The sequence below is a fragment of the Enterobacter cloacae complex sp. 394I7 genome, assembly GCF_057320345.1.
This window is the reverse complement of sequence record NZ_JBXWCR010000018.1, coordinates 1-14,930: the sequence shown is the minus strand read 5'-3', so window position 1 is coordinate 14,930 and position 14,930 is coordinate 1. Positions and strand designations below refer to the sequence as shown.

General features: G+C 47.4%; 13 protein-coding genes and 1 pseudogene. 12 read left to right on the top strand and 2 right to left on the bottom strand.

Annotation, left to right across the window (positions count from 1 at the left end):
• The coding region (locus AC2FAP_RS24200) for an IS1 family transposase (protein ID WP_485453026.1) at window positions 1-77 on the top strand (77 nt) is incomplete at its 5' end.
• 314 nt (window positions 78-391) lie between these two features.
• On the opposite strand, the gene AC2FAP_RS24195 is transcribed toward AC2FAP_RS24200, so the two are convergent.
• Window positions 392-967, bottom strand: a complete 576-nt coding sequence (locus AC2FAP_RS24195; RefSeq protein WP_172686939.1) for a tyrosine-type recombinase/integrase — start codon at window positions 965-967, stop codon at window positions 392-394.
• Between the two features lie 874 nt (window positions 968-1,841).
• On the opposite strand from AC2FAP_RS24195, the pseudogene AC2FAP_RS24190 reads away from it, so the two are divergent.
• From AC2FAP_RS24190 to AC2FAP_RS24140, 11 genes and pseudogenes are all read left to right on the top strand, one after another.
• Window positions 1,842-2,761, top strand: a pseudogene (locus AC2FAP_RS24190) (IS5 family transposase).
• A 496-nt stretch (window positions 2,762-3,257) separates the two neighbouring features.
• On the top strand, window positions 3,258-3,839 hold the full coding sequence (locus AC2FAP_RS24185; protein WP_172686940.1) for a tyrosine-type DNA invertase: 582 nt from the start codon (window positions 3,258-3,260) through the stop codon (window positions 3,837-3,839).
• Window positions 3,840-4,356: 517 nt separating this feature from the next.
• Window positions 4,357-4,905 (top strand): fimbrial protein, encoded by a 549-nt coding sequence (locus tag AC2FAP_RS24180; RefSeq protein WP_172686941.1) that lies wholly within the window; start codon window positions 4,357-4,359, stop codon window positions 4,903-4,905.
• A gap of 74 nt (window positions 4,906-4,979) precedes the next feature.
• Window positions 4,980-5,534, top strand: a complete 555-nt coding sequence (locus AC2FAP_RS24175) for a fimbrial protein (protein ID WP_172686942.1) — start codon at window positions 4,980-4,982, stop codon at window positions 5,532-5,534.
• A gap of 132 nt (window positions 5,535-5,666) precedes the next feature.
• Window positions 5,667-6,479 (top strand): fimbrial biogenesis chaperone, encoded by an 813-nt coding sequence (locus AC2FAP_RS24170; protein ID WP_172686943.1) that lies wholly within the window; start codon window positions 5,667-5,669, stop codon window positions 6,477-6,479.
• Between the two features lie 61 nt (window positions 6,480-6,540).
• Window positions 6,541-9,294 carry a fimbria/pilus outer membrane usher protein gene (locus tag AC2FAP_RS24165; protein ID WP_172686944.1) on the top strand — a complete coding sequence of 918 codons (2,754 nt, stop codon included), beginning with the start codon at window positions 6,541-6,543 and terminating at the stop codon, window positions 9,292-9,294.
• Window positions 9,285-10,283: a fimbrial protein gene (locus AC2FAP_RS24160; RefSeq protein WP_172686945.1), complete on the top strand. Its 999-nt coding sequence runs from the start codon at window positions 9,285-9,287 to the stop codon at window positions 10,281-10,283. Before AC2FAP_RS24165 ends, AC2FAP_RS24160 begins: the two co-directional genes overlap by 10 nt.
• Window positions 10,284-10,615: 332 nt before the next feature.
• Window positions 10,616-11,413 carry an EAL domain-containing protein gene (locus AC2FAP_RS24155; RefSeq protein WP_248077560.1) on the top strand — a complete coding sequence of 266 codons (798 nt, stop codon included), beginning with the start codon at window positions 10,616-10,618 and terminating at the stop codon, window positions 11,411-11,413.
• A 1,200-nt stretch (window positions 11,414-12,613) separates the two neighbouring features.
• Window positions 12,614-13,120, top strand: a complete 507-nt coding sequence (locus AC2FAP_RS24150; protein WP_172686947.1) for a helix-turn-helix transcriptional regulator — start codon at window positions 12,614-12,616, stop codon at window positions 13,118-13,120.
• A 215-nt stretch (window positions 13,121-13,335) separates the two neighbouring features.
• Window positions 13,336-13,827 (top strand): response regulator transcription factor, encoded by a 492-nt coding sequence (locus tag AC2FAP_RS24145; protein WP_320718588.1) that lies wholly within the window; start codon window positions 13,336-13,338, stop codon window positions 13,825-13,827.
• A 102-nt stretch (window positions 13,828-13,929) separates the two neighbouring features.
• Entirely contained in the window at window positions 13,930-14,601 is a 672-nt protein-coding gene (locus tag AC2FAP_RS24140; RefSeq protein ID WP_172686948.1) for a helix-turn-helix domain-containing protein, read from the top strand.
• 194 nt (window positions 14,602-14,795) lie between these two features.
• Here the strand turns inward: AC2FAP_RS24140 and AC2FAP_RS24135 are convergent.
• A partial coding sequence (locus AC2FAP_RS24135; RefSeq protein ID WP_485453025.1) for an IS1 family transposase occupies window positions 14,796-14,930 on the bottom strand: 135 nt, incomplete at its 5' end.

Here is a 14,930-nt window from a genome sequence, read left to right as displayed (position 1 = left end):
CCATCTGCTTCTCCCGCTCTGTTGAGCTACATGAAAAAGTCATCGGTGCTTTTATCGGAAAATACATGCTCTACTAATTGGAGGCATCACCCCCCCCCATCCATATACTGGAATATGTCTCAGCTTTGAAATATAATTAGTGCTGTCTATCTTGATTATTTCCTTTTTATGTGAATATGCAAGCACTGAGACTCTGATAGTCATATGTAATGAAAAGAAAATCACTATACATATCATAAATAAATTATTAATCAGGGTGGGGTGCCTGGTTGAGGATGCAACATATGCAATAACATTTTAGTTTAACCCCGCCGGGCCCACTTCCTCCGTCAACTTTCTTATTTTTGATGGAAATGGGCCGCTATATATTTATGCGTACTCCTATGGCCTGTTATTTAATTTCCATTATATCGTCTGTCCATAGCTTTTCAAAACGTTTAAAGTTGCTCTGGGTATATAAAACAGTGTGCCTAATATTTCGATGCCCAAGGTAATCCTGAATGAGACGCGTGTCTGTTCCTCTGCCAGCAAGATAGTATCCGCATGAATGCCTGAGCATATGAGGGTGAACGTGTAATGAGAGACCACCAATTTCACCGCATTTTTTTATGATTTTCCACGCCTGGGTTCTGGAAATTTTTCGCCCTGACGATGATATGAAAACATTGTTTGTGAAGGCACTTTCTGGTATGAGTCTTCGGATATTAAGCCATTTTTGAAGCATATCATACTCATCTTCAGAACAGGGGTGTGCAACAGAAAAACCATTTTTAAGCCTGTTGATAAAAATTACTCTGGCATTCATATCAATATCAGAAAGTTTAATAGAGAGAAGTTCACTAATACGAAATCCATGGCGGTAAGCCATTAATATCATACAGTAATTTCTTTCTGGGTTGCGGCTTTTATCTGCACCGCACAACAACTTGCTAACTTCGTATGGCGTCAAGTATTTTCTCTTATCCATGATGTTACTCCATTAATAAAAAACCGATTAAATGTTAAATGTGCTGTGTTTCGTGGCGAATATTTTCAGTCAAATTTTCCGAGGCTTTAAAATTATCTGAAGAAGATAAATCTTGCGAATTTTACGCCTGCTAACCTCAACTCATACAGTTGTGGAAATAACTGTACGATGGAGATCGTCTTAATTCTAAAGAGACCTGTAGTAACATGAACTTTGATAGCGCAAAACACCTTATAAATATAACAGGTTAATGCTATTTCACAATCTCCGACAAAAATATATTCATATTCTGTGATATACCAGTCATTAATAGCTTATGATAACATACCTTATCACTTTTATGCTTACCATTTAGACTTCTCGGTTTTTAATGTAAAGCGAATTTGTTGATTTAAACACTTGTCGGAGTGAGATGTCCAATTTTACAAGCTATTAGCACTGCACTTCATGTGCGTGGGGGGGGGGGTTACAGATTTAAGAGAGGTTTTAATAAAAGCAAAATTCCTGATTGCCTACCAAATTAAAACATTCACTTAACAGCTTTTTCACCTCTTAACTTACATTCCACATCCTGGCGACAATTTTATAAGAAATTCATTATTGTCAGCCCGGCCTCAATATATTATACTTTAGTGCAAATCATTAATTATTATTTTTAGGTGGGTGCTTTATGAGTATCCGGCGTTTAACCATACTCATAAAGTAACTCCTGCTTCCTGTAACCCTAAAGTCATCGCATGTAGATATTTAAAGGCTGGTCTCCTGACAAAATATAATCATCCTGATTCAATAATACAGTGGCTTTGTTGAATAAATCGAACTTTCAGGAGATTGGCCGATCTGAACGCTACAGTCGTTTCAGAATCGGATCTTCATGGCAAAGCAAAAGTTTAAAATCACCAACTGGTCAGCCTACAACAAAGCGCTCAGACAGCGCGGTTCTCTGACGGTCTGGCTTGATGAGTCCGCCATTGCCGCATGGACAGAGAAGGCTCAGCCTGAAGGTCGCGGACGACCGCTTCACTACACCGATATGGCTATCACTACAGTTCTGATGATGAAGCGCGTGTTAAACCTGCCGCTCCGCGCTTTACAGGGCTTCGTTGACTCAATTTTTAAACTCATGGAGCTGCCTGTGCTGCCCGGACTACTCTCTGGTCAGCAGACGGGCAAAGAGCGTAAGTATCAGCATTAAGACGCCAACCCGGGGTGAAATCTCGCATCTGGTCATTGATGCTACCGGTCTGAAGGTCTTTGGTGAAGCTGAGTGGAAAGTCAGGCAGCATGGGGCTGACACACGCAGGGTATGGCGCAAGCTTCATCTGGCCGCAGACAGTGTGACGCACGAGATTATCTGTGCCGATTTATCGCTCAGCGCTACGACAGATGCGCAGGCACTGCCGGGCCTTATTAACCAGACTCACCGGAAAATCAGGGAAGCCTCAGCAGACGGTGCTTATGACAGGCGCTATTGCCATGATGCGTTGCTGAGGAAAAAATCAGGCCACTGATACCAACACGAAGCGGTGCGCAATACTGGCCGGAGAAGTACCGCGAGCGCAACCACGCGGTTGCGAATAAGCATCTGAGCGGCAGCAATGATTCCTGGAAAAAGAAAGTGGGCTATCACCGTCGTTCAGTAGCAGAAACAGCGATGTCTGCATCAAAACCTTGCTGGGTGGCCATTTGAGCCTGCGGAACTATGGCGCTCAGGTAAGTGAAGCGATGGCGATGGTCAAAGCGCTAAACCGGATGACGTTGTTGGGTATGCCGCACAGTGTCAGGATCGCATAACGAGTGTATAGGTGGGAGTCCTGCATCTTACCGTTGGCTGGTTCTGAATTATTCAACAAAGCCCAATACAGTAAATTTTTATTAATGACTGGCTTTGATGCTGAAAATAAAATGGATGCCATGATTTATTTTTGAATTAAGCGTGAGAAAGATACTTATAATAATTTTGTTTCTTAGTGCGCGGTTTTTATTTTTAAAAGGCGGTGTATTGTTATTTCATTATATAATCACCATGCTTTGGAAGATTTTATTCTGATTTTCATATTGATGTCGACTTTCTTATTTGTGTAAAGGTGGCTATCTTATTTGAGTAATAAAATTTATGCTATGATATAACATTTTTTATATGGAAAAATCCTAAAATCACCTTCACAGTTGATTTCGCATTTATTGTTTAATGCTAATTCTGCCTTCCTGATTTAGTATCTGATTGCATTTGGTTATAAGTAATTTTTGGACGGGTAATGTGAGCCCGTAATTCATATAAGAGGTATATATGACAGAGCGTAATTTTTTGACTATGCGTGAAGTACAAGAGCTCATTAGCGCCGCTCAATATGGGCGGACAGGCGCACGTGATTGCTGTCTCATTCTGCTTGCCTTTCGTCATGGTTTCAGGATCAGTGAACTGTTAAACCTGAGCTTTAAAGATCTGGATATGGATGAAGGTCGTATACTAATTCGCCGTCTTAAAAACGGTCTGTCGACAGTTCATCCTCTATTAAAAGACGAGCTAGACGCTATAAAAAAATGGAAGGAGCAACGAACCATGTGGTCAATGGACGTTGAACCTGAGAGAGTATTTATATCGTGCAGAGGTTCCAGGCTTTCCCGACAGCAGGCCTGGCGTATTATCAGCAATGCTGGAATGAAAGCAGGCACTGTAGTTGGGACATATCCACATATGCTGAGGCATGCGTGTGGTTATGAGCTGGCTGAGCGCGGTACTGACACGCGTCTCATTCAGGACTATCTTGGCCATCGTAATATAAGACATACTGTACGATATACCGCCAGTAACGCCGCCAGGTTCGTAGGCATCTGGGATAAAAAAAATATTCTTTACAGGAATAAATAATTCAAATTTTGAGTCTATTTAGTTGATTTCTGCTCGTTTTTGGAGCGCAGTGGGAACATTTGGGGCCAAACTGTTAAGATTTTGGTTTAAGGCTTAAATTTTTGCAACAATTAATCAAAACTCCTGTTTGTTTTTTTTTAACTTATTGTTTTTTTTACCTTTTAATTTTAAAAAGTTTACATTGATTGACACCTCCAATCAGCCCCCCCACCCCACACACACACCATGTACTCTCCGGCACAGATTGAGCATGTCTATGTACGTCATACAGCAGAATATTATACTACCTATTGGATAGTCTAGCTCCACATACAGAATTTAACTCTGCCAGGCAGCCTCTAAATGCCCAGGAATATAATGAAACAATTTGGCCCCAAATGTCTCATCATGAAGTGTCCCATCATGAAGACAAAAGCCAACTTAAACGCATAAAAGTAGCCGTGTCATTTACTTTGTGCTTTATACGACTCCTGTCCTAAATCAATACTGAATGTATGAAACTTATACGAGGAAATATATGAAAAAATTACTAATTACGTCAGCGGTGGTGACAGCTCTGACTTCTTATGGGGCGATGGCTATTGACGCTAACATCAACTTCAAGGGTGCTGTAAGTTCCACTACCTGCACGCTGAATGCTGCCGATGCCGCCAAGACGCTGACCATTCCGAACGTGACAGCGAAAAACCTGATGGATTCGGGTAATAGTGCCCAGTACTCCGCAAGTGGCAGTTTTAACTTTACGGACTGCCCGGCGGGCCTGGCCAAGGTGACCAGCGCCTACACCTATCAGGGGATAATCCATTCCTCTTACAATGACTGGGGGCTGGCAAATGGTGTAGATAATGTATCTTTCAAGGTTATGCAGAGCCCTAAGACTGATCTCTCAAAAGGACTGCAACTTGACGGAAGATCAAGCAATCATAATGAGGCCACCATTACCAACGGTGTTGCCACCGTACCGGTGACGGTCGGGATTTCGGCTTATAACGAAAACACCCAGTTTGTGACGCCATCAGCGGGCACCTATAGCGGGACCTTTCTCGTGGCCTTCACCTACTCCTGATGATGCCGCGCCTTCCGTTAAACACGGAACCTCCGTTTCTGAACACAAAACCTTTTTCGTTTAAGGACTTATTAATGAATAAATTCAACGCAGCCAAACTGGCACTCGCCGCCGCAGTGCTCTCCGCCACGTACGGTGCCTCCGCGGCCGTACTGACCGTCAACGGCACCATAACCCCGCAGACCTGCACCGTCGGCGTGGACAGCATTAACCAGACCGTCACCCTTCCGACCGTCGGTCCGTCTGACCTGCTTAACGCCAACAACCTGTCACCAGTGACCTTCAAGTTAGACCTCCAGAGCTGCGATGCGGCCTACAACACAGCCTCTGTGACAATCGGGGGTACCTCCACAACTTCTGACGTAGCAGGCTTCTCCTCCGTCATCGCCAACACCGGCAACGCGACCAACGTCGGTATCGGCATCATCGGCGGCACCAGCGTCGGTACCTTCCCGCAGGGCCCCCTGCCGGTGGGCACCCAGAGTGCCGCCGCTACGCTTAAAGAAACCAACGGCTTGAAGGACGGTACCCTGTACCTGCGCGCGCAGATTGTGCCGCTGGAGAAGGCAGAAGCGGTTGGTGCCGGTACGGTGGTCGGTGCCGCCACGGCAACCTTTACCTACGCTTAATGCTTGAGTTCCCCCCCTGCCTGATGCAGGGGGGCTTAAAAACTGGGCACGTCCGGCTGTATACCGCCCGATATTTAGTGCCGTTTGTTTACGGCGCTTTTTCTTATTGTCTAAAATCATGTTGGGGTCGATATGTTTTTACGCTGCAATCTTCCTGTTCACCGGGGTCGTACCCTGTTTTCGTCCCGCACCGGGACAACCCTGCCGGCCTGTCTGGTGGCCCTATTTTCCGCGCTGATGACACTGGCGGCCCCTGCAGGAGCCGCGGAGCCCGCTTCCCGGGCTGGTAAAGTGACCGGCGGAATCGCCGTCGGCGCCACGCGTGTCATTTACAATGAAGCCGATAACGGAGCAACTGTACGCGTTATCAACACCTCATCCATTCCCTTCCTTATCCAGACCTGGGTGGAGAGCTATAAAGGCTATGGCGCCGAAAAAACCGCAGAACTGCCGAAAGGCACCTTTATCACCACACCGCCGCTTTACCGCCAGGACACGGGGGAGAACAGCGTGCGGATCGTCAGGGCAAGCGGTGATTTTCCCCGCGATCGGGAATCCGTGTTCTGGCTGAACATCAAATCCATTGCCGCCAGTGAAAAACCGTCCCCTGACACGAACTACGTCCAGTTTGCGTTCAACACCCGGATCAAGCTTTTTTACCGTCCTGCAGGGCTGGCAGGAAAACCGTCTGAGGCGTACAGCGCCCTGACCTTCTCCCGCGCTGGCAACACCCTCACTGCTACCAACCCCACGGCCTATAACGTGACCGTTAACAGTCTGAAAGTGGGTGGCGTTACGGTTGAGGATGCGGATAAGCGCATGGTGCCGCCGAAGGGAACGCAGTCCTGGACGCTGCCGGAAAAGGCGCACGGAAACAGCGTCACGTATGTGTCGCTTAACGACTTTGGCGGGCTGACTCCGCCGCTTACGGTAACAGCACGGTGATGCGGTCTGCGGGGGAGGGGCCTGCGGGAATACCACTTTTATGCTGAATAGGATCCAGACTATGCATGATCTCTTTTTCCCGGGTGCGATGGACCGGAATTATCCCCCAGGCCGTCTGCACCGGCTTGCTGTTCTGATAATGCTGCTCTGCGGGACCGCTGCCCGGCCGGTTCAGGCGGAAGACTATTTTAACCCTGCCCTGCTGGGGCTCGGGTCGTCCGGATCGGGAACCGGAGCTGCCGCACGCGCAGTTTACTCGGCGGCTCCGGAGGAGGTTGACGAGGCGGCGCTGGCACGTCTCGCCCGCGGTGAACAGCTGCCGGGTATCTACCCGGTTGAGCTGTGGCTTAACGGTACCTATGTTGAGTCGCGCGATGTGGCCTTTAGCCAGGTGCCGGGAACGGGGCGTCTCGCTGCCTCGTTGTCGGTGAACGATGCCCTCTTTCTGGGGATCCGCGCGTCAGCTTTTGACGGCAGCGGGATTCAGACCGATCCGGAACATGCAGCCATACCGGTCCCCGGTCTGCTGGATGCAGTTCCGGGCGCACGGGCCCGTTTTGACTTCTCCCGTAGCCGACTTGACCTGACCGTCCCGGAAATCTATCTGGCCCGGGAGGAGAGCGGTGCGGTGGATGCACGCTTCTGGGACGAGGGGCTGACTGCTGCCATGACCGACTACAACTTCAGCGCCAGCCATACCCGCGCGCGGGGAGCGGGCAGTGCAGATAGCGACGGGGGCGGCAGCTACTTTCTGTCGCTGAACAACGGCATCAACCTTGGGAGCTGGCAGCTGCGTAATTTCTCCACCATGACCATCAAGACGCTGACGCGGAGTACCGACAGGAGTGAAAGTACCGTAAGCCGGACCTCCCGTAACTGGACTGCGATCAACACCTGGGCCCAGCGCCCGGTCGCGCCGCTGAAAGGGCTGTTGACCGTGGGGGACGGTTATACCCCGTCCGAGGTGTTTGACAGCGTGCAGTTCCGCGGTGTGCAGCTGGCATCCGATGAAGAGATGTATACCGATTTGCAGCGTAACTTTGCCCCGATCGTACGCGGAACGGCGAGGAGTAACGCCCGGGTGACAGTGAGACAGAACGGCAACGTGATTTATGAGACAACGGTGGCACCGGGGCCGTTCGAAATCCGTGACCTGAACTCCTCCTCACTCAGCGGAGACCTGTATGTCACTGTGCGCGAGGCAGACGGGGCCTCTACCAGTTTTGTACAGGGATTTTCTTCAGTGGCGGTGATGCAGCGTGAAGGGCAGTTACGTTATGGCCTGACTGCCGGCCGCTACCGCAACAGCGGCCAGGAAAGCAGGACACCGCAGTTTGCTCAGGGTTCCCTCATCTACGGTCTGCCCTACGATCTCACCCTTTATGGCGGGGGACTTCTCAGCAGCGACTATCAGGCGTGGAGTCTGGGAAGCGGTGCGGGACTGGGGGTGCTGGGTGCCCTGTCCGCCGACGTGACGCAGTCGCATACCGTCCTGCCGGGGACTGAGGCGCGTGACGGCCAGTCCTGGCGGCTGCGTTATTCAAAGGGGGTACCGGAAACCGGTACCACGGTCACTCTGGCCGCCTACCGGTATTCCACGCAGGGGTACTATAGCTTCCGGGATGCCAGCGTGCTGGTCGGGAAAAACAGCACGGTCACCTCCTGGACACCTGATGGCGTGTGGAGCACACCTGTCATCAACGGCCGTTCCCGTCAGGCGCTGGAGCTTAATCTGACCCAGCGCCTCGGGGATATCGGGTCCCTGTCGCTGAGCGGCAGCCGTAAAACCTACTGGGATCTTGCCGACGACCAGCGGTCCGTCTCCCTGAACTACAGCGTGACCGCCCAGCGGGTGAGTTACAGCCTCGGGTACATGCTGAGCGCCTGGCCCGGAACGGACCGTAAAAACGACCGCCAGTTTAGCCTGAACGTCCAGCTTCCCCTGCAGGACTGGCTTATGGGGAGCGAGTGGCGGCACAGCCTGTGGGCCAACTACGGCATGACGCATGACGACACTGGCCGTACGGCACACAGTGCCGGTATAGGGGGAACCGCGCTGGAGGATAACCGCCTGTCCTGGGGGGCAACGCAGTCTCTGGTCTCGGGGGGGGGGGACGGCGTGAAGGACACGAACAGCGGTTCTCTAAACGGGAATTACAGCGGCGGACGGGGGAAGGTATCGGCAGGTTACAGCTACGGGCGTGACCAGCAGCAGCTCAGCTATGGCGTGCAGGGCGGTGTAGTTGCCACCCGCTATGGCGTGACACTATCCCAGTCGCTGGGGGACACCATGGCGCTGGTGCGGGCGCCGGGTGCGGACGGGGTACGGGTGGAGAACACCACCGGAGCCCGCACAGACTGGCGTGGTTATACGGTCATGACCAGCCTTCAGCCCTACCGGCGTAACCGGATCAACCTTGATCCACTGTCTGCCGGTCCGGATGTTACGCTGGGGCTTAACAGTCAGACTGTGACGCCTCTGCGTGGTGCCGTCGTGCTGGCAAACTTTACCACGTCTGTAGGCCGCCAGGTGCTGTTCACCCTCACCCGGCAGGGTAGACCGTTACCGTTCGGCACGACGGTAACGCTGGTACAGAATAAAACCGAAGGCCATGCACAAGGACAGCGTATGGGGATCGCTTCTGATTTCGGCCAGGTGTACATGAGCGGCATGCCGGATGAGGGCCTTCTCGACGTCACGTGGGGCGACGGGCATGATGCCCGGTGCCGTATCCCTTACCGGCTTAGTACCGCTGACATCGCTGCAGCTGGTGCTGAGCGCTTACCTGTAATTCATCAGGGAGAATGCACGTGAAACTTTATCAACTGATATCCCTCCCCGGTGCCTGTCTGCCCGCTGCGAGTACCGTACTGCTCCTGACCGCACTGTTCCCGGGTAGCGCCGCGCAGGCGGCTGGCTGTACCGGGTGGGGCACGGATACTGAGCGTTACCTGGACATTAGTATCGGTGATCTGAGTATTCCGGCGGGCTCATCTAAGGCCTCAGCCTCCTGGTCGGAAGCGATGAGCGGCTCTTCTGCTGCTGCTGCGCTTTCCTGTACCGATGATAGCGGTAAGGCGATTACGAACACCACCTGGAATTGGCTTGCAGGTGGAAGCACCGGAGATCTGTGGACGCGTGCGGGTGAGACTGCGGGGATTGGTCTGCGCCTTACTGCAACCCAGACTGACGGGGCTCAGGTCGACATCAATGCAGCGGACGGGGTCAAAACAACCAGCGGATTTAACTGGAGTTCACTGACCTGGCGTGTGGTCCATACCAGCGGTGCGGTGGATATCTCACAGTCCATGTTCAATCCGGGGCCCCTGCTGAAAGGCACCCTGACTTTGTCAGACGGTACCACCCGGACATTGACAATCCGTAACACAACGACGCCACGGGTGGTGCCTGAGTGCGTGGTGGACACCATTCCTGCTGTTGAATTTGGGAATGTCAGTATGCTGCGTTTTCCAGCTGTCGGTGATACCGGTCCGCAGAAACCTTTTACTGTTGGGGTGACTTGTCCGGTCAACGTTCAGACCAGCGGAATGACGCTGAGTATGTCGGCCTCACGAACCGATGCCTCTGACCCTCGCCTGCTGGGGAATAGCGGTACAGCAACAGGTATCGCGGTCGAGGTGCTGGACGGCAGCGGTAAACGGGTGAATGCGAATGGCAGCGTTGCCGGGGATGGGTTTGTCACCTCGACGTCACAGATATGGGGTGTGCGTTTTGTTCGGACCGGGACAGTGAGTGCAGGGACTGTGAGGGCCACTGCAACAATTAATGTGACCGTTCAGTAACAGAGCATCAGTAAAAGGTGGACAGGACGAGGTCGTATGCGTTCTGCCTTTCCTGGATAAGAAAAATACGCTGCTACGTGACGGAAAGCGTTACGCCGCGTTAGTTGTGTTAGGACCGGTACGCCGCAACGACTGCCCTAATATTGCGGTTTAGCTGGTCTGACGCCTGACTTCCGGGGGCATGCGCTCCGCCTGCATCTCTTTTGTGGGCTTACCTGGCATGTTTAGTTATCGAAGATAGTGATAACTATCCAGAAAGTGGTAACAGAAATCAGCACACACTTGTAGAAATATTGTTTCCGGCGCGTAAAATTGGCCAGAATGGAGAATATATGCATTCCGAAAAATTCCTTAGCGAATCCCAAACGCTACAAGCTGTTGAACCCTTGGTTGTTCAGGCTTTCGGTCGGGAATTGCATCTTACACCCGTTTTCGCCCCCATTTGGGATATGGACGGCCGACTTATTGCTCTTGAAATGTTGAGCCGTGTGCAGGATCGTGATACTGGAGCGCTTTGTTCTCCGGAAATGTTTTTTTCCAAATCTCCCCAGAGTGAACAATTCCGTATCTTTTGCTGGCAGCTGGATATCCTTTCCCAACTCGTGAAGTGGTCACGTATTCGCGATATCCCTTTCAGCCTCAATATTAACCGAGGACAAGCTCTCAGCCTGCTCGGTGACCCTTATATTTCAGGTCGTGTACAGACACTGGCCCCTTTACTCCGTCTTGAGATCAGCGAACGCTTTATCAACAAAGATACAGTCCCTGACAATGACCCCATCCTGCAGGGATTGCGTGGACTGACTACACTATGGCTGGACGATTTTGGTGCAGGCGCGACAGCACTGTCCTGGCTAATGACAGGCTTTTTTGAGGTCGTTAAAATCGACCGTCAGTTATTCAGAGATCTTGTTCTACTGCAAGAAGGAGTGTCCTTCTTTAACTCTTTTTCCTCCCTTGCAAGGGCTCTTAACGCCCGTATTGTTGCTGAGGGGATCGAAAACACTTCGCTTATGCACAAAGCCCTGTCCGCAGGTATGGACTACTGTCAGGGTTTTATGTGGCCAGAGGTATCACTGGACGAACTTTCCACAACGCCAATATTCTTACCTCAGAAGGAAGGTGAATAATGGGAATGAGGATCAGAAAGCTCTCTGTATGTCTTCTGGCTCTTCTGGCTTTAAGCTACATTGTGCATCAATTGAGTTCACTGCTGTCCGGACATGAGCGTCCACTTCAGCCTACTGCTGATTTTACTGTTCCTGCTTTCGAGTTCATCCTGTCAACAACGCAGTATAAGATGAGCTTACAGACAGTATATATCGGCAACGTATCCACCTGGTCTGACAGGCGCCAGGACACTGTGTACTCCCTCTATCCGAAGCGAGAGGGTCATGGTCCACTGTCATTCAGCGTACTTCTTAAGTACCCTGCTGGCTACCATGTGTGAATGCTCGAATTTTCTTTCACTCGGCTTTTTTAATTTCAATATGAATGAATTAAATGACGTGATAACTAAACGAATCGAGCGCTGCATAACTTTGAGCGATGTTGATAACACACATACGCTAATCTGCCGTGTTGTTGAGGTTAAAAAAGGAGGCCGTATATTGATTTGCTTGTGGAAAAAGAAATGACCATAAGAGAATCATGTGATTTAAGATTTATTGATTAGCAATCAGCTTTTTGGTCATTTTCCTGATGTTGATCAGAATATTTCTTTGAACGTCAGTTGTATCTTAATACGAAAACCATTCTACAGAGTAGAAAACCTTTTCGATATTATTGATAGCGCGAATGTCTGCAGAACCGTAGGCCTTAATACAGAGATGCTGTAACATTCACAATCAACTCCGTTATGCGGGAGTGTGGCGATTATAATCAATAATTATATCCAAAGAATGGTGTCGCGATCGTAAGTTGCCTTAGGTTTTGTTTTTTATGATTATTTGAATGTTTATATTTGCACTTTGCATTTTTGTGTTCATGCGATACAGTTTTACTGTAAATGCATAGAGGGTCTTATAATGGCGAAAGAACTGTTTTATAGCATATTGATGTTATTGTTATTGTTTGCAATAATAATATCCTGCTTCAGGAGGCACTATAAATTTAAATGTGCTAAAAAAATTGGGGAGACAGACGGTAATAGTCGTTCAAAAATCATTGCAGTCGTTAAAGACATTATATCACCATGATGTGTGCATGGCTCAGGAAAATGAAAAAGTTATATCGTTTGATAGCTAAATACTTTCAACTCCTGATTCAGATATGTGAATTACATTATTCACACTTTTTAGTCGGGGGAGGGCGTATCCATTAATGAGGATGTGACTTTGATTAAATTTATTTTAATTAGTGATAATCAATACCTTAACTTAGGTCTCGTTGGCATTCTGAATGCTGTTTTCAATGAATCCGTAATTAAAATAACCAGAACCAACTACGAAAACTACAAAAGTTGCATTTATGATAGTGAAAGTGATTCCCTCGCTTCCTTTTGTAATTATATTCTTTGTGAAGGGGTTATATTTAATCATTTGAAAGCTGATTTACGTCTGTCTCACTTTAAGGTTATTGATATTTCTTATTCAATAAATGATTTTTATTCGCAGCTATTCAGCTCTGGATACCATCATGACAGTTTTATCAGAGCGAAAATATCACCTACTGAACATAGACTATGCGAATTTTTTAAAATGGGATATTCAGATGAAAAAATATCACAGTTGTTGAGTATAACAAAGACGACTATTAGTTGCCATCGTCGAAATTTACTGAAAAAGTTTCAGTTTAAAAATAAGCAAGAACTTTATGTTTTATGCAAGATGCTATGAATTATTTTAATGGCCTGTGCTGAGCTGTCGTAAATTTCCAGCTTCCTGGCTTATATGCAAAAGCCATTTTCATTCATGAATCCACATTGATAGTAAGAGTGGTATTTGCTGTTGAGAGGGTGTCGTTTTTATGTAACTGAAAGGCTAACTTATTCAGGTGGGCTTGTGACACAATAACCAAGCGTGAACTTTTAAATTTCCTTGAGGATTGTCTAGTGGATATTTTTATTATATCAGATAATCAATATTATATAGCAGGGGTTAAAGGGTTATGTGATATGAAATTAAGTAATGGATATCCAATCAGATATAAAACAATGTCTTATCAGGGGGTGAAAAACAAATTTCGGTCTTATGATTTAAGTGAGGTATATACAACAGATGTGTTATTTATTGAGGTTTCAAGATCTCTGAATCTTATTGGCCAAAGGTTTACGTTAAGGAAAGTCTTCACTGGTGTCGTTCATCCTGATGAGATTGATGAACGTGTGATGAAAAATAATTATTACAACCTAAACTGCAGTTCATTAATTTCAGAAAAGCTTAGTTGTAGAGAGTTATATGCTCTATATCTATATAGGTCAGGTTTCTCAGATGAGATGATTGCAATAAAGATGAATATCAGTAAAAAAACGGTAAGCTCGCACCGGGTAAATATAATGTCAAAGCTTAATGTACCAAACAGATATTCACTCTACTTACTATGATGCTTAATTTTAACTTTTATTTTCGGTCGGCTTGTGATTGCGTAATGTTCATTCCAGGTTGCTTTTTAATGGCTGTGAAGAATATCGCAAAGCATCAATTTTGTGGCTACTAAAGAATATATGGCTGCAATATTAAATAGGAAATTAATAATGGAAATGAAATATAATGTTGATGCCCTGCAGAAACTGACTGATACTTTATTTATGAGTCATCCTCATCATGTTATATACGCGGCACCCAAACAGAAATTAAGCTTCAAGGATGAATCGTGTTCTTATGTTTATATACTTACTAAAGGTATGGTAGACATAAGAAGGAATAGTGATGGGGTTATTATTTTCACAACAAAAGGGAAAGCTTTGCTGGGTCTTGAAAGTATTTTTACAGGATTATATTTTCATCATCTTACATGTGTGACCGAATCTCAGATTATAGCTATAGATAGGCTTGCTGCTCTTGATTTGTTTAATGCAAAAAATTCATGGCAAGCGGTTTCCGTTATCTTATCACAAGCGGCAGAATACCATTACAGAAGAGATTCAATGGTGTCAGGCTGCACTACCTATGATATCATCAGAAATCATCTTGAAATGATCTGGTCTTACCCTGAAGAGGATAGGGTTAATATTTCTGTTTTCGATTTCATTTTGAACAGAACCAGAATTTCCCGTAGTTCTCTCAATAAAGTTCTTAAGGATTTAACATTGGGCGGGTATATATACTTGCGCAGAGGCAGGCTTATTAATGTAGTTAAAATACCCAAATCATACTGACAGCATGCTTTTTGCCCATGGAGTAATTATGGCTTGATTTTCTTTATTTTAACATGAAATTTATCATAAATTGCAATAGAATGCGGTTTGATTTTAACTACCGGTTAACAATAATACAATATTTCGAACTGTTACAAGAAAATAATATCATGCTCATCTTTTATATTTGAATGTCTATTTGGTGATGCCTCCAATTAGTAGAACATGTATTTTCCGATAAAAGCACCAATGACTTTTCCATGTAGCTCAACAGAGCGGGAGAAGCAGATGGTTCTGCGAGCCAGACACTTGATTCGGGTTCTCAGTGTCAGGTTGTTGCACTCAATACG